General features: G+C 44.8%; 8 protein-coding genes and 2 pseudogenes. 9 read left to right on the top strand and 1 reads right to left on the bottom strand.

Annotated elements, in window-relative coordinates:
- The first annotated feature begins 12 nt into the window (after positions 1-12).
- The 8 genes and pseudogenes from NST80_RS03135 to NST80_RS03170 form a co-directional block, all read left to right on the top strand.
- Positions 13-1032: an IS30-like element IS1139 family transposase gene (locus NST80_RS03135; protein ID WP_171021848.1), complete on the top strand. Its 1020-nt coding sequence runs from the start codon at positions 13-15 to the stop codon at positions 1030-1032.
- 84 nt (positions 1033-1116) lie between these two features.
- On the top strand, positions 1117-1563 hold the full coding sequence (asp3, locus tag NST80_RS03140; protein WP_013990277.1) for an accessory Sec system protein Asp3: 447 nt from the start codon (positions 1117-1119) through the stop codon (positions 1561-1563).
- On the top strand, positions 1556-3931 hold the full coding sequence (secA2, locus tag NST80_RS03145; RefSeq protein ID WP_049553825.1) for an accessory Sec system translocase SecA2: 2376 nt from the start codon (positions 1556-1558) through the stop codon (positions 3929-3931). Before asp3 ends, secA2 begins: the two co-directional genes overlap by 8 nt.
- A 13-nt stretch (positions 3932-3944) precedes the next feature.
- Positions 3945-4124 carry an accessory secretory system protein Asp4 gene (gene asp4, locus NST80_RS03150; protein WP_004182209.1) on the top strand — a complete coding sequence of 60 codons (180 nt, stop codon included), beginning with the start codon at positions 3945-3947 and terminating at the stop codon, positions 4122-4124.
- A 3-nt stretch (positions 4125-4127) separates the two neighbouring features.
- Positions 4128-4352 carry a hypothetical protein gene (locus tag NST80_RS03155; RefSeq protein WP_041817196.1) on the top strand — a complete coding sequence of 75 codons (225 nt, stop codon included), beginning with the start codon at positions 4128-4130 and terminating at the stop codon, positions 4350-4352.
- A 450-nt stretch (positions 4353-4802) separates the two neighbouring features.
- On the top strand, positions 4803-5789 hold the full coding sequence (locus NST80_RS03160) for an IS30 family transposase (protein WP_013990693.1): 987 nt from the start codon (positions 4803-4805) through the stop codon (positions 5787-5789).
- Positions 5790-5796: 7 nt separating this feature from the next.
- Positions 5797-11808 (top strand): annotated as a pseudogene (locus NST80_RS03165) (accessory Sec-dependent serine-rich glycoprotein adhesin); the annotation flags it as partial.
- A gap of 401 nt (positions 11809-12209) precedes the next feature.
- Positions 12210-14666, top strand: a pseudogene (locus NST80_RS03170) (accessory Sec-dependent serine-rich glycoprotein adhesin); the annotation flags it as partial.
- A gap of 638 nt (positions 14667-15304) precedes the next feature.
- Here NST80_RS03170 and NST80_RS03175 read toward each other — a convergent pair.
- A complete protein-coding gene (locus NST80_RS03175; protein ID WP_041817198.1) occupies positions 15305-15490 on the bottom strand; it encodes a hypothetical protein in 186 nt (61 codons plus the stop codon).
- Positions 15491-16703: 1213 nt separating this feature from the next.
- On the opposite strand from NST80_RS03175, the gene NST80_RS03180 reads away from it, so the two are divergent.
- Complete coding sequence (locus NST80_RS03180; protein WP_342504655.1) at positions 16704-23552, top strand: accessory Sec-dependent LPXTG-anchored adhesin; 6849 nt, start codon at positions 16704-16706, stop codon at positions 23550-23552.
- Positions 23553-23917: the final 365 nt, after the last annotated feature.

Raw genomic sequence — 23917 nt, forward strand, 5'->3', positions numbered from 1 at the left:
AGGAAGATGAACATGTCCACTAATTATTCTACCACAAATCAATCATACAAGCACTTATCTGAAGCTGAGCGAGGGGAAATTGAAGCTTATTTAAGCGTAGGACTCAAACCTGCTGAGATTGCTCGTAGACTAGGGAGAAATCGCTCTACTATTACTCGTGAAATTAATCGTGGTTCCATAACACAAGTGAAAAAAGTAAATGGGCAAAAGGTCTATTACCAACACTATTATGCAGATGCTGCTCATAACCGTTATCGTCATGCTAGAGAAGCCAGCTATTATTTGAAACTGGATTCCGTATCGGATGACTTTCTGAGAGCATTTACAGAAGCAATGAGAGAGAAACCAAGGGTGCATAGCGTGGATACCTTTGTTCATACCTATAGACTCCAACATGTAGATGCAGTTGTTCCTTCAACCAAGACGCTCTATAACTATATCCATCAAGGATTGTTAGAGATTAAGGTCATTGATTTGCCAAGAGCAGTGCGGATCCGTAAGAAATTTACCAAGCGCCCCTCTACCAAGAAACATCTAGGAAAGTCAATTGAAGAAAGGCCAGAAGAAATCAATAATCGTTCCCGTTTTGGAGATTGGGAAATCGATTCTGTTCTGGGTGGAAAGACAATAGGAGAACCTTCTATTCTAACCTTGGTAGAACGACAAACACGCTATGCTGTCACAAAGAAACTCGTGGAAAAGAAAGCAGAGTATGTCAATCAAGCAGTCTTAGAGTGTATGAAACTTTATCCCATTAAGTCCATAACTGCAGATAATGGAAACGAATTTTCATCATTGAGTAAGATAGAGGGATTAGATGTTTATTTTGCACATGCCTATTCATCTTATGAACGAGGTACAAATGAGAATTTCAATGGACTACTAAGAGAGTTCATTCCGAAGGGGTGTTCGTTAAAAGAACTAAATCAGAATCTTTTAGAGGACTATACAAAGGCTATCAATGAAAGACCTAGACGAATTCATGGCTATCAGTCCGCAAAAAAGCTGTTTGAGCTAACTCAAACAGCTTGAAAGATACTCACTTAATCAGAGGAACATCTTTGTTGCACTTGACTTGACAATTAGGGAAAATGATTTTGGAAGAAAGGGATGAACATGATTCATAAGAATAACTCTCAGATTCAATGGGGAACGAATGTGAGATCCTATATGTTTGGTTCCCAAATTGAACATCATCCAGATGGCTCAGTCAATTTCAGTAACCCCTTGATAGCATCAGGAACTGAGATTCATTCCTGGCTAGCTATTCAAAATTATCAGGCGAGTCGAAAGCAACCTAGCTTACCTTTGTTAAAAAAGGGATATATTTATCGTCTCGAATCACAATTTACAACAGTTCCTGAAGGTACGGTTTATCTTAAATTAAGCTTCTTAAATCGTTATGGTGAGGAAGTTAAGCAGATGATTGAAAAAAAACAATCTTTCACTTTCGTCTATCCTCATGAAGCCTACAATTATTCCATCTCCCTCTTGAGTGCTGGAATGGTAGAATTGGATTTTAAGGGAATGACAATCACTGAAGTAGGAGAAGAAAATGTTTAATTCTTTAAATCCTTTAAAACCAGTAAAAAGTGTACTCAAGCAAGTTAATGGTTGGGCTGAGCAGATGGCACAACTGGATGACCAGTCATTAAAAGATAAAACTACTGAATTTAGAGAACGGCTAGACAAAGGCGAAAGTTTAGATGATTTATTACCAGAGGCTTACGCAGTAGTACGTGAAGCAGCTAAGCGTGTATTAGGTATGTTTCCCTATGATGTTCAGGTTATGGGAGCAATCGTTATGCATCAGGGAAATATTGCTGAGATGAGTACAGGAGAAGGTAAGACCTTAACAGCAACCATGCCAGTTTACTTAAATGCACTGACAGGACAAGGAGCAATACTTGTAACGACAAACGAATACTTAGCAAAACGTGATGCTGAAGAAATGGGACAGGTTTACGAGTTTCTAGGTCTAACCATTGGCGTTCCTTTTGCAGAGGATGGTGAAGAACTTGATACCTTTGAAAAAAGGGAGATTTACGCTTCTGATATTATCTATACGACAAATAGTGGTTTGGGCTTTGACTATCTTATTGACAATCTAGCTTCGAATAAAGACGGTAAATACATGCGTCCTTTTAACTTTGCTATTATTGATGAGGTTGATTCCGTCTTACTGGATAGTGCGCAAACTCCCTTGGTTATTTCAGGTTCTCCTCGTGTTCAATCCAACTATTATGCTATGATTAATACACTCATGACGACATTGGTTGAGGATCAGGACTATATTTTCAAGGAAGAAAAGGGTGAAGTTTGGCTGACAACTAAAGGTGCAAAGTTAGCTGAAAATTATCTAGGAATTAGTAATCTCTATGCCAAAGAGAATGCTACATTTGCGCGTCACCTTATTTATGCTCTCCGAGCTCATACCCTATTCAAAAAGGATAAAGATTATATTGTTCGTCAAGGAAAAGATGGACCAGAAGTTGTTCTTTTAGATAAAGCGACTGGACGCTTGATGGAATTGACCAAACTCCAAGGAGGCATGCATCAGGCAATTGAAGCCAAGGAGCTTGTAAAGTTATCTCCCGAAACACGTGCCATGGCTTCTGTCACCTATCAAAGCCTTTTTCGTAAGTTCAAAAAGATTTCAGGTATGACTGGGACTGGTAAGACGGCAGAAAAAGAATTTTTGGATACTTACGGAATGCAAGTTGTTCAAATTCCGACCAATCGTCCGAAACAAAGGATAGATTATCCAGACAATCTTTATGTAACTTTACCAGAAAAAATCTATGCTTCTCTAGAGTATGTTAAGCATTATCATCGAAAAGGGAATCCTCTCCTAATATTCGTTGGTTCGGTTGAAATGTCTGAATTATATTCTAACCTTCTCCTAAGGGAAGGAATTGCCCACAATCTTTTAAATGCTAATAATGCTCCTAGAGAAGCTGAGATGATAGCTGAATCAGGTCAGATGGGTGCTGTCACGGTAGCTACTTCTATGGCGGGACGAGGGACCGATATTAAGTTGGGACCTGGAGTCGCCGAATTAGGTGGTCTTGTTGTCATTGGGACTGAACGTATGGAAAGTCAGCGTATTGATTTACAAATCAGAGGACGTTCAGGACGTCAGGGAGATCCTGGAATGTCTAAATTTTTTGTTTCACTTGAAGATGATGTTATCAAAAAGTATGGCCCTAACTGGGTACATAAATATTATAAAGACTACACTATTGATGAGAAAACTGAGAGTATAGAATTAGTAGGGCGACGCTACAGACGTTTGGTTGAGAAGGCGCAAAGAGCTAGTGACAGTGCGGCACGTTTTTCACGTAAGCAAACACTAGAATATGCTGAGAGTATGAACATTCAACGGGAACTCATTTATGCCCAACGAAATCACCTTATTAATCAAGATCAGGATTTAACAGATACCATTGAGCAGGTTCTTGATGACTATATTGATATTGCTCTGGTTGAAGAAGATCTTAGCGAGAAGGAGAAGTTGTATCACTTTATTCTCAAAAACATTAGTTTTCATATTGAGAAAATTCCAGATGATCTGGATATTGATGATGTCGAAGCTGTGGCTGAACTTATCTATCAGTTTGCTTATAAGGAAATAGATGATAAAAAGAAACAATTAGACACCATTGATCTTTTTGGATATTTCCAATGTCTATCACTTCTTAAGGCTATTGATGATAATTGGATTGAACAGGTTGACTATTTACAACAACTCCAACAAGCTATTGGGAGTCAAACGGCTAGTCAGAAGAATCCAATTGTTGAATATTATCAGGAAGCATTTGCAGGTTTTGAAACCATGAAGAAGCAGATCAAAAAAGACATGGTTCGCAATCTTTTACTCAGTCAAGTGCTTGTTAGTGAGGATGGTAATATCGTGACCTACTTCCCATAGGAAAGAGAGAAATATGACAAATAAAGACTTATTTCATAATGCGGTTGAAGGCCGTATGGAGGAGCTAAAACAAAAGCCCATAGTGGAGGAAAAAGAAACTAGGGGCGAGAAAATAAATAAGATTTTCTTTTTTATGTTAGGCTTTGTTATTATAATTAGTTTAATTTTTACTTTAATAGGTATGTTGAGGTAGTCTATGCAAATATTCTTTATGATTTTACTCATCATTTTAAGTGTGTCACTTATTATTACTGTAACACTGCAGCCTAGGCAAATTCAGATTTTTTCGAGTGATGCCACGAGTAATATTGGTAGGACCAGTTACTGGGCAAGCCAAACTCTTCTAAAGGGCCTGACCCTAGGTCTTAGTTCTGCATTATTTGTTGTTCTATTGGTCATGATGGTTATCTCTTATCATTAGTTATAGTTGATTATCATAGATTAATGGGGTTAAACTGACTATTTTTATAAAGTAATCTTCCCTCAAACATTAAGTTTCTGAGGGATTTTTTATGTTTCTTTGATTTACAAAAAAAGTTGAAAATAATAAAGTTTGAAAAATAAGTTATAGTACTAATTTTTTGACTATTTTTATGATAAAATGGGATAATATGCTTATGAAAAAGATATAGAAATAAAAAATAAATGAAAAGGTTTATATATGTTTTTTAGAAGAAATGAGGGTCAGTACCGAGAAACTGATCGTGTGACACGTTTTAAATTGGTAAAGTCAGGGAAACATTGGTTACGTGCCGCAACTTCTCACTTTGGGCTTTTTAAGACTTGAATATACAATATAAGTGCACAATAAAAACTCATAAGATTTTCTAGTAAAATAGAATTGAACGAACTAGTTACGAAAGGAAATCTTATGAGCTACCATCATTTTACCATAGACGAGCGTGAAAGTATTCTCATTTACCGTACGCAAGGCCTAAATTTTTCTCAAATTGCTAAGTTACTTCATCGTCATCCATCTAGTATTAGTCGTGAGTGGAAGCGCCATACAAAATCAGGAGCTTATTCTCCAAATCATGCACAGGAATCGTACCATAATGCCAAATCACACTGTGGGCGGAAACGGATGCTTGAAATAGATCACAATTTAAGCAATACCATCAAACATCTATTTCTCGATTACCAATGGTCTCCTGAAGAAATAGAAGGTCGGTTGCGCTTAGAGTATGGGAAAACTGTTGTTAGTTATCAAACAATCTATAGAGCCATTTATCGAGGACATTTTGAGGATAACTCATTATCTCATGGTGCTCGTGGTGTCATTCGTAAACTTCGTCATCGTGGGAAAACACGTCATACAAAAGGTCATGTTGAAAATAGAGGGAAAATATCCATTTCTCATACAATTCACGAAAGACCAGAAGAGGCTAATAATCGAACTAGAATAGGAGATTGGGAAGCCGATACTGTTGCAGGTAAAACTGGAAAAGCTTGTTTAGTGACTCTAACAGACCGTTATTCTCGTTTTCTAAAAATCAAAAAGGTAGCTGTTAAGAAAAGCAAGTTGGTAATAGAAGCTATGGTAAAACTGTTAGAACCCTTGACGAAGTATACAGTAACTCCTGATAGAGGGAAAGAATTCACGTATCATCAGAAATTGAGTGATCAATTGAACATTGAAGTCTATTTTCCTGACCCTCATGCTCCATGGCAACGAGGAACCAATGAGAACACGAATGGATTACTTAGAGAATATTTTCCAAAGGGTAGTGATCTAACATTGGTTGATGATCAGACTATTCAGCTATGGGAGAACAAACTTAATAATAGGCCACGAAAATGTCTTAACTGGAAAACACCTTATGAAGTATTCTATGGGGAAAGTATGCACTTAATTTGACAATTCAAGGATAATAAGTGGTCGAGTGGATGCGTCATCTGTATCAGTTCATCAAGTTGAGGAAGAAGTACCTTTAGTCACAAGTGACAGACTTTTAAAGGGAGTAGCCGCGACTGGAGCTCTACTAGGTGGAGGAGTAGCGACTTATGTGGTTCAAGCTGATGAAGTAACAAGTCCATCAGCGGTAGAGCATACGGTTAGTCCGACGACAGATGTTTTGGCAGCTTCTGATTCAGCGGTTTTGGGTCATTCTGGAGCTATTACAGAATCTGCAGTCAGAGGAGATGTAGTTAGTCAGTCAGCCTCAGCCACAGATTCAGTATCAAACTCAGTAGATTCAGTCTCACTATCGCTATCAGCAAGTCATCAGGCTTCTGCGTCAGTATCAGCGAGCCTTTCGACCTCAGTCTCAACCTCTGCTAGTACGTCAGCTTCGACAAGTGCGAGTGAGTCAGCCAGCACCAGTGCTTCGGCTTCACAGAAAGCTTCGGAGTCTACTTCAGTTTCAATGAGTAGTTCAAAGGCGACAGGGCATGCCAGTGAGACATCAAGTAGTCAAGTTACTGCTACGAGCCAGACGGGGTCTGAGAGTGGTGCAGTCTCAATGCGTTCAGAAGGCTTAGACACTAATGAGACATCACGTTTATCAGATTTAACAACAAGAGCGTCAGTACCGACAGTCTCAGCACAAGCAGCAGAAGTGGCCTCAGAAGCTACAGCAGTAGCTAATACTGCTGTGGTAGCGAGTATTGAGGCGGATAAGAAGCGTCAAGAGCAAGAAGCCAAGCTTACCTCACTGTCTACTGAAATTGGAACCTATCTTGGTCGATTAGCTCAGTTAGGTGATACGGAAAGTTATATTCTTTCGGTTAAGCCAAGTCTAGAAACTATGGAGTCTGCCTTATCTGCTTCAACATCAGATTTGACCAGTCTTGTTAGCCAAGCAAGTATTGTAAAAGATACCTTGTCTAATTTTGAATCTCAAGCGATTGGAAGTGCTTCGGAGTCTTTGAGTTTACATACATCAGAGATACTATCGCTTGCTTACAGTGAATCTACTAGTCTGTCTCTTGAAGACTTAGGATCAACTGAAGTAGCAAATAGGCTTTCAATGAGTAAGACTACTCTGGAACAAAATGCATCTGAAGCACAATTACTTGTCAGTTTGGCAGACCGTTATTTAAATAGTGTGACGGATGCCCAAGCTCGCGCAGATCTTAGTGAAGCCATCCAAACTGTTCGCACTGAGTTGACAAAAGCTAACACTTTGCTTTCTCAAAATGAGGGAGATTTTGAAGGGCAACGCAGTCGTTTAGGCTTGGCTGTTGAGCAAATGATGAGCACCATGCAACAGACTGGTTTCACAGGAAATGTGGTCAATTCAAATGGTTCTCAAAGCATCGCCATCAATTTAGCAGCAACAGCTAATGCTGTTCAAACTTATCTTGATTCAAATGGTCGTAGACAGTATATTTATTCAGGTACTTTGACAGGATCAGATGTTTCTGAGGGTGGGAAAAATACGATTATCCAATCGATGACCTATTCTTATGATACTGGAACCAACAAGACTACTTGGGTAGTAACGGTTAAGCCGTCCTTTAATACGAATAATGAATTTGGTATTTTAGTAACATCAGATGATACCATTAATTCTGTAACCATGACTTACCATGATAATGGGAATTTGATTACAACAGAAGATTGGACTTCAAAATTGACTAAAGCAAGTTCAATGCCCTATTCAAATTTGAAGGCAGTTCGTCAGCAGTGGAGAACCATTGGTGGTGGTGTTGCGGATAATATGAAATGGACAATTGTTACCGAAGGGTCAAATCGAAACCTTTATGTTCGAACTGCAACAGCAATCGTTGAATCAACACTGAGTGGAATTCTGACATCGGATGGGAATACGGCTTATCAACAACGTTATGATGAGTCGCCTCTAGCCGGTTTGGATATTGATGATAAAAATGATGCTATTCTGTCAGATTCCGCTAGCCAGTCTGCTTCGACAAGTGCGAGTATGTCAGCCAGTACGTCGGCCTTACAAAGTGCTTCAACAAGTGCTAGCGCATCAGCACGGACGTCTGCTTCGATGAGTGCCTCAATCAGTGCCTCACAAAGTGCTTTAACGAGTGCGAGTGAGTCGGCAAGTACGTCCGCGTCACAGAGTGCCTTAACTAGTGCCTCAGAATCAGCTAGCACCTCAGCGTCACAGAGTGCGTCAACCAGCGCAAGTGAATCTGCAAGTACGTCTGCATCCATGAGTGCATCGACAAGTGCATCAGAGTCTGCAAGTACGTCAGCTTCGATGAGTGCCTCAACAAGTGCTAGCGAGTCCGCCAGCACATCCGCATCGCAAAGTGCTTCAACCAGCGCCAGCGAATCAGCAAGTACGTCCGCGTCACAGAGCGCCTCAACAAGTGCATCTGAATCAGCAAGTACGTCCGCGTCAATGAGTGCTTCAACTAGCGCCAGTGAATCTGCAAGCACCAGTGCGTCGATGAGTGCCTCAACGAGTGCGTCTGAATCAGCAAGTACGTCCGCGTCAATGAGTGCCTCAACGAGTGCTTCAGAATCAGCAAGTACGTCGGCATCCATGAGTGCGTCAACCAGTGCCAGTGAGTCCGCAAGTACATCAGCGTCGCAAAGTGCGTCAACCAGCGCAAGTGAATCCGCAAGTACCAGTGCCTCACAGAGCGCTTCAACGAGTGCATCAGAGTCAGCAAGTACGTCAGCATCGATGAGTGCCTCAACCAGTGCTAGCGAATCTGCAAGTACATCTGCGTCAATGAGCGCCTCAACCAGTGCATCAGAATCAGCAAGTACGAGTGCCTCAATGAGTGCCTCAACCAGCGCCAGCGAGTCAGCAAGTACGTCGGCTTCCATGAGCGCCTCAACAAGTGCCAGCGAATCCGCAAGTACAAGTGCTTCCATGAGTGCCTCAACCAGTGCGAGTGAGTCCGCAAGTACGTCAGCGTCACAGAGCGCTTCAACAAGTGCGAGCGAGTCAGCAAGTACGTCAGCATCCATGAGCGCCTCAACCAGTGCTAGCGAATCTGCAAGTACATCTGCGTCAATGAGCGCCTCAACCAGTGCATCAGAATCAGCAAGTACGAGTGCCTCAATGAGTGCATCAACCAGCGCCAGCGAGTCAGCAAGTACGTCGGCTTCCATGAGCGCTTCAACAAGTGCGAGCGAATCCGCAAGCACGTCCGCTTCAATGAGTGCATCAACGAGTGCGTCTGAATCAGCAAGTACGTCAGCATCCATGAGCGCCTCAACAAGTGCCAGCGAATCAGCAAGTACATCTGCCTCACAGAGTGCATCAACGAGTGCGTCTGAATCAGCAAGTACGTCAGCATCCATGAGTGCCTCAACAAGTGCATCTGAATCAGCCAGCACTTCAGCATCGCAAAGTGCATCAACGAGCGCATCAGAGTCAGCAAGTACATCAGCATCGATGAGCGCTTCAACAAGTGCTTCAGAGTCCGCAAGTACCAGTGCGTCGATGAGCGCCTCAACGAGTGCAAGTGAGTCCGCAAGTACGTCGGCTTCCATGAGCGCTTCAACGAGTGCTTCAGAGTCTGCAAGTACTTCAGCGTCACAGAGTGCCTCAACAAGTGCATCTGAATCAGCCAGCACTTCAGCATCGCAAAGTGCTTCAACAAGTGCTTCAGAGTCCGCAAGTACGTCGGCTTCCATGAGCGCCTCAACCAGTGCATCAGAATCAGCCAGCACTTCAGCATCGCAAAGTGCCTCAACGAGCGCATCAGAATCCGCAAGCACGTCCGCTTCAATGAGTGCATCAACGAGTGCGTCTGAATCTGCAAGTACGTCCGCGTCAATGAGTGCCTCAACGAGTGCTTCAGAATCAGCAAGTACGTCGGCATCCATGAGTGCGTCAACCAGTGCCAGTGAGTCCGCAAGTACATCAGCGTCGCAAAGTGCGTCAACCAGCGCAAGTGAATCCGCAAGTACCAGTGCCTCACAGAGCGCTTCAACGAGTGCATCAGAGTCAGCAAGTACGTCAGCATCCATGAGCGCCTCAACAAGTGCCAGCGAATCAGCAAGTACATCTGCCTCAATGAGTGCCTCAACCAGTGCGAGTGAGTCAGCAAGTACGTCAGCGTCACAGAGCGCTTCAACAAGTGCATCAGAATCAGCCAGCACTTCAGCATCGCAAAGTGCCTCAACGAGCGCATCAGAGTCAGCAAGTACATCAGCATCGATGAGCGCTTCAACAAGTGCTTCAGAGTCCGCAAGTACCAGTGCGTCGATGAGCGCATCAACGAGTGCAAGTGAGTCAGCAAGTACGTCGGCTTCCATGAGCGCTTTAACGAGTGCTTCAGAGTCTGCAAGTACTTCAGCGTCACAGAGTGCCTCAACAAGTGCGAGCGAATCCGCAAGTACATCTGCGTCCATGAGTGCCTCAACAAGTGCTAGTGAGTCAGCAAGTACGTCAGCGTCCATGAGCGCCTCAACAAGTGCGAGTGAATCTGCAAGTACTTCAGCGTCCATGAGTGCGTCAACTAGCGCATCAGAATCGGCAAGTACGTCGGCTTCCATGAGTGCCTCAACAAGTGCGAGCGAATCCGCAAGTACATCGGCCTCAATGAGCGCCTCAACAAGTGCATCAGAGTCCGCAAGTACTTCAGCATCCATGAGTGCATCGACCAGTGCGAGCGAGTCAGCAAGTACGTCAGCGTCGATGAGCGCTTCAACAAGTGCGAGTGAATCAGCAAGTACGTCAGCATCCATGAGTGCTTCAACAAGTGCGAGCGAATCAGCAAGTACGTCAGCATCGATGAGTGCTTCAACGAGTGCGTCTGAATCGGCAAGTACGTCAGCGTCACAGAGTGCATCAACAAGTGCGAGCGAATCCGCAAGTACTTCAGCATCACAAAGTGCATCAACAAGTGCGAGCGAATCCGCAAGTACATCAGCGTCCATGAGTGCATCAACAAGTGCGAGCGAATCCGCAAGTACAAGCGCCTCACAGAGTGCATCAACAAGTGCATCTGAATCAGCCAGCACTTCAGCATCACAAAGTGCATCGATGAGCACCTCAACCAGTGCCAGTGAGTCCGCAAGTACGTCAGCATCGATGAGTGCGTCAACAAGTGCTAGCGAGTCCGCAAGTACCTCAGCGTCGATGAGTGCATCAACCAGCGCCAGTGAGTCAGCAAGCACAAGTGCATCGATGAGCACCTCAACCAGTGCCAGTGAGTCCGCAAGTACCTCAGCTTCAATGAGTGCGTCAACAAGTGCTAGCGAGTCCGCAAGTACCTCAGCGTCGATGAGTGCATCAACCAGCGCCAGTGAGTCAGCAAGCACAAGTGCATCGATGAGCACCTCAACCAGTGCCAGTGAGTCCGCAAGTACCTCAGCTTCAATGAGTGCGTCAACAAGTGCTAGCGAGTCCGCAAGTACCTCAGCGTCGATGAGCGCTTCAACAAGTGCTAGCGAATCCGCAAGTACCAGTGCTTCAATGAGTGCCTCAACCAGTGCGAGCGAATCGGCAAGTACTTCAGCGTCCATGAGTGCATCAACGAGTGTGTCAGAATCAGCAAGTACTTCAGCGTCAAGCTCAGTTATCACAAGCATGGGAGAACCTGCGATTCACTCCCTTGACAGTGTTGATATTAATAGTGTTATTGTTTCTGATTCGATTAGTATGTCAGTATCGGCCTCGATTTCTCTATCAGTAAGTGCTTCAACTTCAGCAAGTATCAGTGCGTCACAGAGTGCCTCATCCAGCGCTAGTGAATCCGCAAGTACGTCAGCGTCCATGAGCGCCTCAACCAGTGCTAGTGACTCATCACCTACGTCTGTAGCTAGTGCTTCAAGCTCTGAAAGTATGTCTCCTAAGGATCATACTGAAGCCAAACAACTTCCGAAGACTGGAGAAACTGAATCGTCGTTAGCTACACTCTTCGGTGCCTTAGCGACGGCAACTGGTCTCGCCTTTCTTGCCAAACGCAAGAAGGACGACCCAGAAGATGACAGTTTATAATTTTAGTGTTAGGTAGTCATTGTCAATTTTTTAATAAAATACCACTCTTATTAGTACATTGTTAAATAAGAGTGGTGTTTTTTGCTGTCTAGTGATATTAAGATGAAAACTTTAGAAAGAGGTACTCATCAGATATAATTAGAAAATTCGGAATTCTGATTAATCTTACTAAGAGGAATTTTCCTTAATCATTTTTTTCGAGAGATGTCATATTCTATTTCTACCTTTTCATTGTTATCATCCTGGGGAAATCACCCTTTTTTAGACTTGTAAAAGCAATGTAGGAAAGGGCGATAAAAAAATTCAAAAAATAAGATACTATATTAGATTTTTGGGTTAAGGATATGATAAAATAAATAGTAATATACTAATAAACTAGCTAAAAATGAAAAGGTGTATATATGTTTTTTAGAAGAAATGAGGGTCAGTACCGAGAAACTGATCGTGTGACACGTTTTAAATTGGTAAAGTCAGGGAAACACTGGTTACGTGCCGCAACTTCTCACTTCGGACTTTTTAAGATAATAAGTGGTCGAGTGGATGCGTCATCTGTATCAGTTCATCAAGTTGAGGAAGAAGTACCTTTAATCACAAGTGACAGACTTTTAAAGGGAGTAGCCGCGACTGGAGCTCTACTAGGTGGAGGAGTAGCGACTTATGTAGTTCAAGCTGATGAAGTAACAAGTCCATCAGCGGTAGAGCATACGGTTAGTCCGACGACAGATGTTTTGGCAGCTTCTGATTCAGCGGTTTTGGGTCATTCGGGAGCTATTACAGAATCTGTAGTCAGAGGGGATGTTGTTAGCCAGTCAGCCTCAGCCACAGATTCAGTATCAAACTCAGTAGACTCAGTCTCACTATCGCTATCGGCAAGTCATCAGGCTTCTGCGTCAGTATCAGCGAGCCTTTCGACCTCAGTCTCAACCTCTGCTAGTACGTCAGCTTCAACAAGTGCTTCGGCTTCGCAGAAAGCTTCGGAATCTACTTCAGTTTCAATGAGTAGTTCAAAGGCGACAGGGCATGCCAGTGAGACATCAAGTAGTCAAGTTACTGCTACGAGTCAGACGGGGCCTGAAAGTGGTACAGGCTCAATGCGTTCAGAAGGTTTAGACACCAATGAGACATCACATTCATCAGATTTAACAACAAGAGCGTCAGTACCGACAGTCTCAGCACAAGCAGCAGAGGTTACCTCAGAAGTTACAGCAGTAGCTAATACTGCTGTGGCGGTGAGTATTGAGGCGGATAAGAAGCGTCAAGAGCAGGAAGCCAAGCTTAACTCACTGTCTACTGAAATTGGAACTTATCTAGGAAGACTAGGCAATCGTGAAGGAGCGGAAAGTGCCCTTCTAAAAGGAAATGCTACGATTGAAGCGATTCAAAATGCTTTGAGAGATCCGAATGCTGACCTCAACGCCCTTATCTCTGAAGCTACTAGAACCCGTAATACTGTGGTCAATACGGTGTTACGTGCAAATTCTGGACTTCGAGACAGCCGTAATGGGAGAGCACTTCCGACAGGAACAGGTTTCAGAGCAGCAACAAATATTGGGAATGCTACTTACACGCCAAAAGCAGCACTTCATGTTACGCCGGAAGATCAAATGGATTACTTCCAGACTAACGGTTCGGCAACCTTTAATAATGGCACTGTGACCTTAACCACTGCGAGTGGTGGCCAAGCAGGTTCATATACATTAAAGAATAAGATTGATATGACCGAGAGTTTTGTGCTCAAAGGAAAAATCAATCTAGGTGATGCTTATGAAAGGTTTAGAAATAATGGTCATGACGGTGGTGACGGTGTTGCAGCTATTTTCTCTACGGGTAACGTTGGTGAAATAGGAAATGCTAATGGTAATGGATCAGGCGCCAGTCTTGGGATGGGGGGGACCAACCTTAAAGGATCCTTTGGTTTTAAACTTGATACATGGCATAATACGAGTGCTCCACTTCCCCAAAATATGGCTTCAGCAGATCCCTCACGTGTTGGTGGTGGCGGAGCATTCGGAGGATTTATTTATAGTTATAATGGGACGAAATATATTAATGCACAAGGACGAGTTTATCCTGTTATTTCGACTTTTTCTAAACTTCAAACGAATCCAACAAATAATTCTTTCCAAAATTACACTGTAAATTATGATGGTAAGACTAAAGTTATGACCGTAAATTATGCTGGACAGACTTGGTCTTATAATTTAGCAAATCAGAAAATTGGTCAACAAAGTGATTATCTGGTTGATGATAAAGTTAGAAATACAAATGTTCTTTGGAACGATACAAAGAATATGACACTGTTGTCAAATGCAGGAAATCCTAGTGAATTAGCTTTTGCATTATTTGCTTCAACTGGTTCAGGTGTTAACTTACAACAATTTCGACTTGAATCCTTCGATTACACCACAGGTGGATCTTACATTACGATCAAGTATGTAGATGATATTACAGGAGTGGAGCTCAAACCATCTAAAACCATTTCTGGTCTAGGAGGAAATATCCAAGATTTAACAAGTTACCTGGATATTCCTGGTTACAAAGTTCAACGAAATAATGCCAACACATATAATCTCTATAGAGGCGGAAACAAGATTGAATTTAAGAAAGGAAAGGTAACAGTTACCTATACCTACTCTCCTACAGTAGAGAAAAAGGTGGATCGTATCTATACCTATGTTGGTGAAAATGCTTCTGATTTAACTGTCGCTCAAAATTTTGTAAAGACTCAAACAGGTGTGACCCTAGCAAGTGATACCAAGTACGAATTTGCAACACCTTTTGATACGTCTGATCAAGGTGATAAACAGGCTACTGTAAAAGTCACCATGCCGAATGGCTATGTTCAAACAGTTGATATCCCCTACACTGTTTATCCATCTCTTAGCGCCAAAAGTCCAATCTACGACTTTAAAGGACAATCACTGACAAATGGTTCAGCTTCAGGTGGTGGTTATTACAGTTACCTTACGAAATTAGGTACGGGTGCTTGGTATCCTTCAGGAATGTCTTGGGGACTTTATGATGGAACCACGAAGATTGATGATATCAATACCGATACGGTAGGTTATAAAGACTATACGTTAAAAGCAGTTTTTCCAAAGGGTCGGTATGGTGAAACGGAATCTAGCAAGTTACTGACGGTTTCATCTACTTTCCGACACATTGTTTATGATCTTGTTGCCAACCCGACACCAAACCCTACGAGATCTTGGGTCTTTACTCAAGGTGACAATGTTACAATTAATGCAATCAGCGCAGTGCAGTATGCATCTGGTTCGAATGCAATCACTCCTGTGGCCAATGATACCTTCACCTGGAAAAACAATGATGCTCCGAGCATGGATCAAATCGGAAAATTCACGAAAACAGTTATTGTAAAAACTGGTGAGGATGGAGCAGGACATAGAGCCACTAAAGAGATTGATGTTGTCGTAACGGTCAATCCAAAAGTAGCAACGATTACGACTGATTTGACCGGTAAAGCTGGTATGAAGAATCAGCAGATTGCAGTAACAGCTTCACCAGGTGCAACCGTTACGTTGAGCAATTCAGCAGGGAGGGCTATTGGAACTGCAGTAGCTGATGCATCTGGGAATGCAACTGTCACAGTCACAACAGCTTTGCCATATGGAAATATCCAAGCAAGTACATCTAAGACAGGGCCGACAGAAACAGGTGGCACAGCGACTTACACAGCTTCTGGAAATTCAAAATTAGCGACTTATGCTGCACCTAAAGCGAAGGCGGATAGGCTCTATGCCCTTCATCATGAAGGTTCTCCAGAATTAAGTATTCCAAGTAATTTTGTAAAATTAGCCAATGATTTAGCTTTGCCTTCAGGAAGTTCAGTACGTTGGAAGACATCAAAAGATCTAATCAATACCAATACGGTAGGGGATCGAGTTGCGGAGGTTACTGTTCAACTTCCAGGGGATTCTCAAACTTACACGGTTTCAGTTCCTTACACCATTTTACCGACGATTGAAGCTAAGAGTCCTATTTATGATCTTAAAGGCCAAGGTCTTCATAATGGAAAAGATGAGAGTAATTATATTAAATCAGACACTACAGATGTTTCTTATACAACACAATGGACAGATGCGTCTGGAGTCAGCTTTACCACTATCCCATTAACAGTTGATAACACAGGAACATTTACCTATGCCATTAAGCGGATTTATGATGTGGGGCGTTATGGAGCAACGACAGATACTTCTAAATTGCTTACGACTTCAACGACACTCGAACACCGTGTTATTGAACTCACAACCAAACACAAAGTTTTCCATCAAAATGTAGAAGATGAAAATTATAGAACTAGTAAAGATCCGGCTAGTTGGGTGACTATTACGGGAAATCCTAATTTTATAGGGGAATTCAGAGATGGCTTAGGACCAGACATTACAACTGCTGGGAAAGCTACATTAGACATTGCTTATACGATCACAGATGATAAGTCAGATATCCCTCTGACGATTCCAATAACTGCCGAATATACGGTTATCCCTACTCCAGTGATCTCTGAGGACTCAGTGACAGAGACAGGTGGCTTACCAGGTAAATCTATTCAAGTCACGAACGTTCTACCTAGTTCCACGGTCACTTTGACTTTGAATGGGCATCAGTTTACCAAGGAGGCAGGAGCTAGTGATGAAAGTGTTACTTTTACGGCACAGGATCTGAAGCAAGCCTATGATGATAACAATGGCTTATTGCCTGTAGGTACTGTTACGGCTACAAGCACATTTGAAGGGGAAACTTCAGAAAAGGCTACAGCGACGATTACGGCAGAAACAGTGAAACCAACTGTTGAGTATAAGGTTAAGGTAAACGGCAAAGATCCTCAGATAGGAATAAATGGTGACTATGTTTTCTATGCTGGAGATGTCATCCAAGTGACCGTTACTGGTAAAGACAATAGCGGTAAGCTTGCTACCTTACGAGTAACTGGGAATGCGACTGTCCTTTCAGATTTCTTCCAGGGAAATACAAACTGGGGAACGGGTGCTATTCCAAATATTATCAATACCGTTATGAGCGATGACCAGACAACCTTTACCTTTACCGTTGTTCCAAAGAGTGACTTGATTTGGGGAGCAGGTAACCGTTGGGGACGTCGTGTAGAAGCAGTCGACCTAAGTGGAAATAAGACTTTATCTGATGAATTTGGTGTTAGACAAGGTCAATTAAAAGATCTATTTAACAAGCCTTCGATAACTGTTACACAAGTAAAGGATATCGGTCACTTAACAGAGACAGATAAAGCTAAAGTTCGTGAAGAAATCATGAAGGCGCATGATAGAGTGATTGCTAATGGCCGAGATCGTATTGCAAGTATTGAAATCAGTAACGATGGTGTTGCAACAGTCTATTACAAAGATTTCGATAAGAATCAAACAAATCAATCTCAATACCCACTAACAACATATACACAAAGTGAAACGGTATCAGATACTGTGTACAAGTCAGAATCAACAAGTACAAGTACATCTGCCAGTGAATCAGCAAGTACGTCCGCAAGAGAAAGCGAATCTGTAAGTACAAGCGCAAGTGAATCAGCAAGTACGTCCGCATCGCAAAGTGCTTTTACGAGTGCGAGTGAGTCGGCAAGTACATCGGCATCAATGAGTGCCTTAACTAGTGCATCAGAATCCGCAAGTACATCCGCGTCACAGAGTGCATCGACAAGTGCATCAGAGTCAGCAAGTACCTCGGCCTCAATGAGCGCCTCAACGAGTGCATCAGAATCGGCAAGTACGTCAGCCTCAATGAGTGCTTCAACGAGTGCGTCTGAATCCGCAAGTACAAGCGCATCGCAAAGTGCATCGACAAGTGCATCAGAGTCAGCAAGTACCTCGGCCTCCATGAGCGCCTCAACGAGTGCTTCAGAATCGGCAAGTACGTCAGCGTCCATGAGCGCTTCAACAAGTGCGAGCGAGTCAGCCAGTACTTCAGCATCGATGAGCGCCTCAACGAGTGCTTCAGAATCGGCAAGTACGTCAGCCTCAATGAGTGCTTCAACAAGTGCGAGCGAGTCAGCCAGTACTTCAGCGTCCATGAGCGCTTCAACGAGTGCCAGTGAGTCAGCCAGTACGTCAGCATCCATGAGCGCTTCAACGAGTGCCAGTGAATCAGCCAGTACGTCAGCATCCATGAGTGCCTCAACGAGTGCTTCAGAATCGGCAAGTACGTCGGCCTCAATGAGTGCTTCAACGAGTGCATCTGAATCAGCCAGCACTTCAGCATCGCAAAGTGCTTCAACCAGTGCGAGCGAGTCAGCAAGTACAAGTGCCTCACAGAGTGCTTCGACAAGTGTTTCAGAATCCGCAAGTACGTCGGCCTCAATGAGTGCTTCAACCAGCGCCAGTGAGTCCGCAAGTACCAGTGCATCGATGAGCGCTTCAACAAGTGCTTCAGAATCAGCCAGTACGTCTGCCTCAATGAGTGCCTCAACGAGTGCGTCAGAATCAGCCAGCACGTCCGCGTCAATGAGTGCCTCAACCAGCGCTAGCGAATCGGCAAGTACGTCCGCATCCATGAGCGCTTCAACGAGTGCCAGTGAATCAGCCAGTACGTCAGCATCAATGAGCGCTTCAACAAGTGCTTCAGAATCCGCAAGTACATCTGCCTCAATGAGTGCCTCAACAAGTGCATCTGAATCAGCCAGCACTTCAGCATCGATGAGTGCGTCAACGAGCGCATCAGAGTCAGCAAGTACCTCGGCATCAATGAGTGCATCAACAAGTGCATCAGAGTCCGCAAGTACCAGTGCCTCACAGAGTGCCTCAACAAGTGCAAGCGAATCCGCAAGTACAAGCGCTTCACAAAGTGCCTCAACCAGCGCCAGTGAGTCAGCAAGTACAAGTGCATCGATGAGTGCATCAACAAGTGCGAGCGAGTCAGCAAGCACAAGTGCTTCACAAAGCGCATCAACGAGCGCATCAGAGTCAGCAAGTACGTCAGCATCGATGAGTGCCTCAACAAGTGCCAGTGAGTCCGCAAGTACAAGTGCTTCCATGAGCGCTTCAACGAGTGCCAGTGAGTCAGCAAGTACAAGTGCTTCCATGAGCGCTTCAACAAGTGCGAGTGAATCCGCAAGTACAAGTGCATCGATGAGTGCATCAACAAGTGCGAGCGAGTCAGCAAGCACAAGTGCTTCACAAAGCGCATCAACGAGCGCATCAGAGTCAGCAAGTACCTCGGCATCAATGAGTGCATCGACAAGTGCGAGCGAGTCCGCAAGTACGTCAGCGTCGATGAGTGCCTCAACGAGCGCCAGTGAGTCAGCAAGTACAAGTGCATCCATGAGTGCATCGACAAGTGCGAGTGAATCGGCAAGTACGTCAGCATCGCAAAGTGCTTCAACAAGTGCTTCAGAATCTGCAAGTACGTCAGCGTCACAAAGTGCCTCAACAAGTGCGAGTGAATCCGCAAGTACTTCAGCATCGCAAAGTGCTTCAACCAGTGCATCAGAGTCAGCAAGTACCTCGGCATCAATGAGTGCCTCAACAAGTGCATCAGAGTCCGCAAGTACCAGTGCCTCACAGAGTGCCTCAACAAGTGCAAGCGAATCCGCAAGTACAAGCGCTTCACAAAGTGCCTCAACCAGCGCCAGTGAGTCAGCAAGTACAAGTGCATCGATGAGTGCATCAACAAGTGCGAGCGAGTCAGCAAGCACAAGTGCTTCACAAAGCGCATCAACGAGTGCCAGTGAGTCAGCCAGTACGTCAGCATCCATGAGCGCTTCAACGAGTGCCAGTGAATCAGCCAGTACGTCAGCATCCATGAGTGCCTCAACGAGTGCTTCAGAATCGGCAAGTACGTCGGCCTCAATGAGTGCTTCAACGAGTGCATCTGAATCAGCCAGCACTTCAGCATCGCAAAGTGCTTCAACCAGTGCGAGCGAGTCAGCAAGTACGTCGGCTTCCATGAGTGCCTCAACAAGTGCATCTGAATCAGCAAGTACGTCCGCGTCGATGAGTGCGTCAACTAGCGCCAGTGAGTCAGCAAGTACAAGTGCATCGATGAGCGCCTCAACGAGTGCGAGCGAGTCAGCAAGTACAAGTGCTTCCATGAGCGCTTCAACGAGTGCCAGTGAGTCAGCAAGTACAAGTGCTTCCATGAGCGCTTCAACAAGTGCGAGTGAATCCGCAAGTACAAGTGCATCGCAAAGTGCCTCAACAAGCGCTAGCGAATCCGCAAGTACGTCTGCATCAATGAGTGCGTCAACAAGTGCTAGCGAGTCAGCAAGTACTTCAGCGTCCATGAGCGCTTCAACCAGTGCGAGCGAGTCAGCAAGTACCTCAGCGTCACAGAGCGCTTCAACAAGTGCAAGTGAGTCAGCAAGTACGTCCGCGTCCATGAGTGCCTCAACAAGTGCGAGCGAGTCAGCAAGCACAAGTGCTTCACAAAGCGCATCAACGAGCGCATCAGAGTCAGCAAGTACGTCGGCGTCGATGAGCGCTTCAACAAGTGCTTCAGAATCGGCAAGTACTTCAGCGTCGATGAGTGCGTCAACAAGCGCTAGCGAATCAGCAAGTACGTCTGCCTCAATGAGTGCGTCAACTAGCGCCAGTGAATCAGCAAGTACGTCTGCATCGATGAGCGCTTCAACCAGTGCATCAGAATCGGCAAGTACTTCAGCGTCAATGAGTGCCTCAACAAGTGCGAGCGAGTCAGCAAGTACTTCAGCGTCACAGAGCGCTTCAACGAGTGCCAGCGAGTCAGCAAGTACGTCCGCATCGATGAGCGCTTCAACAAGTGCCAGTGAATCGGCAAGTACGTCCGCGTCCATGAGTGCCTCAACAAGTGCGAGCGAATCAGCAAGTACGTCAGCATCGATGAGCGCTTCAACAAGTGCTTCAGAATCCGCAAGTACATCTGCCTCAATGAGTGCCTCAACAAGTGCATCTGAATCAGCCAGCACTTCAGCATCGATGAGCGCTTCAACAAGTGCTAGCGAATCCGCAAGTACGTCGGCTTCCATGAGCGCTTCAACAAGTGCGAGTGAATCCGCAAGTACAAGTGCGAGTGAGTCAGCAAGTACGTCCGCGTCACAGAGCGCCTCAACCAGTGCATCAGAATCGGCAAGTACGTCGGCTTCCATGAGTGCATCAACCAGCGCCTCAGAATCGGCAAGTACGTCCGCGTCCATGAGCGCTTCAACAAGTGCGAGCGAATCAGCAAGTACGTCAGCATCAATGAGCGCTTCAACAAGTGCTTCAGAATCCGCAAGTACATCTGCCTCAATGAGTGCCTCAACAAGTGCATCTGAATCAGCCAGCACTTCAGCATCGATGAGTGCGTCAACGAGCGCATCAGAGTCAGCAAGTACCTCGGCATCAATGAGTGCATCAACAAGTGCATCAGAGTCCGCAAGTACCAGTGCCTCACAGAGTGCCTCAACAAGTGCAAGCGAATCCGCAAGTACAAGCGCTTCACAAAGTGCCTCAACCAGCGCCAGTGAGTCAGCAAGTACAAGTGCATCGATGAGTGCATCAACAAGTGCGAGCGAGTCAGCAAGCACAAGTGCTTCACAAAGCGCATCAACGAGCGCATCAGAGTCAGCAAGTACGTCAGCATCGATGAGTGCCTCAACAAGTGCCAGTGAGTCCGCAAGTACAAGTGCTTCCATGAGCGCTTCAACGAGTGCCAGTGAGTCAGCAAGTACAAGTGCTTCCATGAGCGCTTCAACAAGTGCGAGTGAATCCGCAAGTACAAGTGCATCGATGAGTGCATCAACAAGTGCGAGCGAGTCAGCAAGCACAAGTGCTTCACAAAGCGCATCAACGAGCGCATCAGAGTCAGCAAGTACGTCAGCATCGATGAGTGCCTCAACAAGTGCGAGCGAGTCAGCAAGCACAAGTGCTTCACAAAGCGCATCAACGAGCGCATCAGAGTCAGCAAGTACCTCGGCATCAATGAGTGCATCGACAAGTGCGAGCGAGTCCGCAAGTACGTCAGCGTCGATGAGTGCCTCAACGAGCGCCAGTGAGTCAGCAAGTACAAGTGCATCCATGAGTGCATCGACAAGTGCGAGTGAATCGGCAAGTACGTCAGCATCGCAAAGTGCTTCAACAAGTGCTTCAGAATCTGCAAGTACGTCAGCGTCACAAAGTGCCTCAACAAGTGCGAGTGAATCCGCAAGTACTTCAGCATCGCAAAGTGCTTCAACCAGTGCATCAGAGTCAGCAAGTACGTCAGCATCGATGAGTGCCTCAACGAGTGCGTCTGAATCTGCAAGTACAAGTGCTTCCATGAGTGCTTCAACTAGCGCATCAGAATCCGCAAGTACGTCAGCCTCAATGAGTGCGTCAACCAGCGCATCAGAATCGGCAAGTACTAGCGCATCAATGAGCGCCTCAACAAGTGCATCTGAATCAGCCAGCACCTCAGCGTCGATGAGCGCTTCAACCAGTGCGTCTGAATCTGCAAGTACGTCAGCATCCATGAGTGCCTCAACGAGCGCCAGCGAGTCAGCAAGTACAAGCGCCTCACAAAGTGCTTCAACCAGCGCAAGTGAATCCGCAAGTACGTCCGCGTCCATGAGTGCATCAACCAGCGCTAGCGAATCGGCAAGTACTTCAGCGTCACAGAGCGCTTCAACGAGTGCCAGTGAGTCAGCAAGTACGTCCGCGTCACAGAGTGCCTCAACGAGCGCCTCAGAGTCAGCAAGCACGAGTGCTTCCATGAGTGCATCAACAAGTGCGAGTGAATCCGCAAGTACCAGTGCATCGATGAGTGCCTCAACCAGTGCCAGTGAGTCCGCAAGTACCAGTGCATCCATGAGCGCCTCAACAAGTGCGAGTGAATCCGCAAGTACGTCAGCATCCATGAGTGCGTCAACTAGCGCATCACAAAGTGCATCAACCAGCGCATCAGAATCAGCAAGTACGTCCGCGTCCATGAGCGCTTCAACGAGTGCTAGTGAGTCAGCAAGTACGTCAGCGTCGATGAGTGCGTCAACCAGCGCTAGCGAATCAGCAAGTACGTCAGCGTCGATGAGCGCATCGACAAGTGCTTCAGAGTCAGCAAGTACGTCAGCGTCGATGAGCGCTTCAACGAGTGCTAGTGAGTCAGCAAGTACTAGCGCATCGCAAAGTGCTTCAACCAGCGCTAGCGAATCAGCAAGTACATCTGCCTCAATGAGCGCCTCTACAAGTGCTTCAGAGTCCGCAAGCACTTCAGCATCGCAAAGTGCTTCAACAAGTGCGTCTGAATCAGCAAGTACAAGTGCATCGCAAAGTGCGTCAACAAGCGCTAGCGAATCCGCAAGTACGTCTGCATCAATGAGCGCTTCAACAAGTGCTTCAGAATCAGCAAGTACTTCAGCGTCACAGAGTGCATCAACAAGCGCTAGCGAATCCGCAAGTACGTCTGCATCAATGAGCGCTTCAACGAGTGCGAGCGAGTCAGCAAGTACGTCTGCATCAATGAGCGCTTCAACAAGTGCTTCATCAAACTCACAGATATCTTCAATGAGTTCAGAGCAATTGACAAACACTTCACTGATAATTAACACATCAGAAAGAACTAGTCTTTCTGTTAATGATCGCAATTCTGACAGTTTCATTCTTAAGGCTAAGGCTGATAGACTTTTGGTACAACCAGAATCTAGGATGCTTCCTAAGTTTATTGAGAGAAGTAATCCACTTGCAGCGGTGTTAGGAGTTCTATCTACTGCAACTGGTCTTGCCTTTCTTGCTAAACGCAAGAAGGATGACCCAGAAGATGACAGTTTATAATTTTAGTGTTAGGTAGTCATCGTCAATTTTTTAATAAAACACCACCCTTATTAGTACATTGTTAAATAAGGGCGGTGTTTTTTGCTGTCTAGTGATATTAAGATGAAAACTTTAGAAAGAAGTATTTATCAGATATGATTGGAAAAATCAGAATTTTTATTAATCTTACCAAGAGGAATTTTCCTTAATCATTTTTTTCGAGAGATATCATATTCTATCGAAAACTTTTCATTGTTATCATTCTGGGAGATCGCCCTTTCTTAGGCTTGTAAAAGCAATGTAGGAAAGGGCGATAAAAAATTCAAAAAAATAAGATACTATATTAGATTTTTTGGTTAGGGATATGATAAAATAGACAGTAATGT

The sequence above is a fragment of the Streptococcus sp. FSL K6-1323 genome (assembly GCF_038630745.1).
GTDB classification, from domain to species: Bacteria; Bacillota; Bacilli; order Lactobacillales; family Streptococcaceae; genus Streptococcus; species Streptococcus salivarius_D.

Bases quoted from the DNA above. Each gene is read 5' to 3' on its own strand.
- asp4 (WP_004182209.1), top strand. From the start codon at position 3,945: ATGACAAATAAAGACTTATTTCATAATGCGGTTGAAGGCCGTATGGAG.
- secA2 (WP_049553825.1), top strand. From the start codon at position 1,556: ATGTTTAATTCTTTAAATCCTTTAAAACCAGTAAAAAGTGTACTCAAG.
- NST80_RS03155 (WP_041817196.1), top strand. From the start codon at position 4,128: ATGCAAATATTCTTTATGATTTTACTCATCATTTTAAGTGTGTCACTT.
- asp3 (WP_013990277.1), top strand. From the start codon at position 1,117: ATGATTCATAAGAATAACTCTCAGATTCAATGGGGAACGAATGTGAGA.
- NST80_RS03160 (WP_013990693.1), top strand. From the start codon at position 4,803: ATGAGCTACCATCATTTTACCATAGACGAGCGTGAAAGTATTCTCATT.
- NST80_RS03135 (WP_171021848.1), top strand. From the start codon at position 13: ATGTCCACTAATTATTCTACCACAAATCAATCATACAAGCACTTATCT.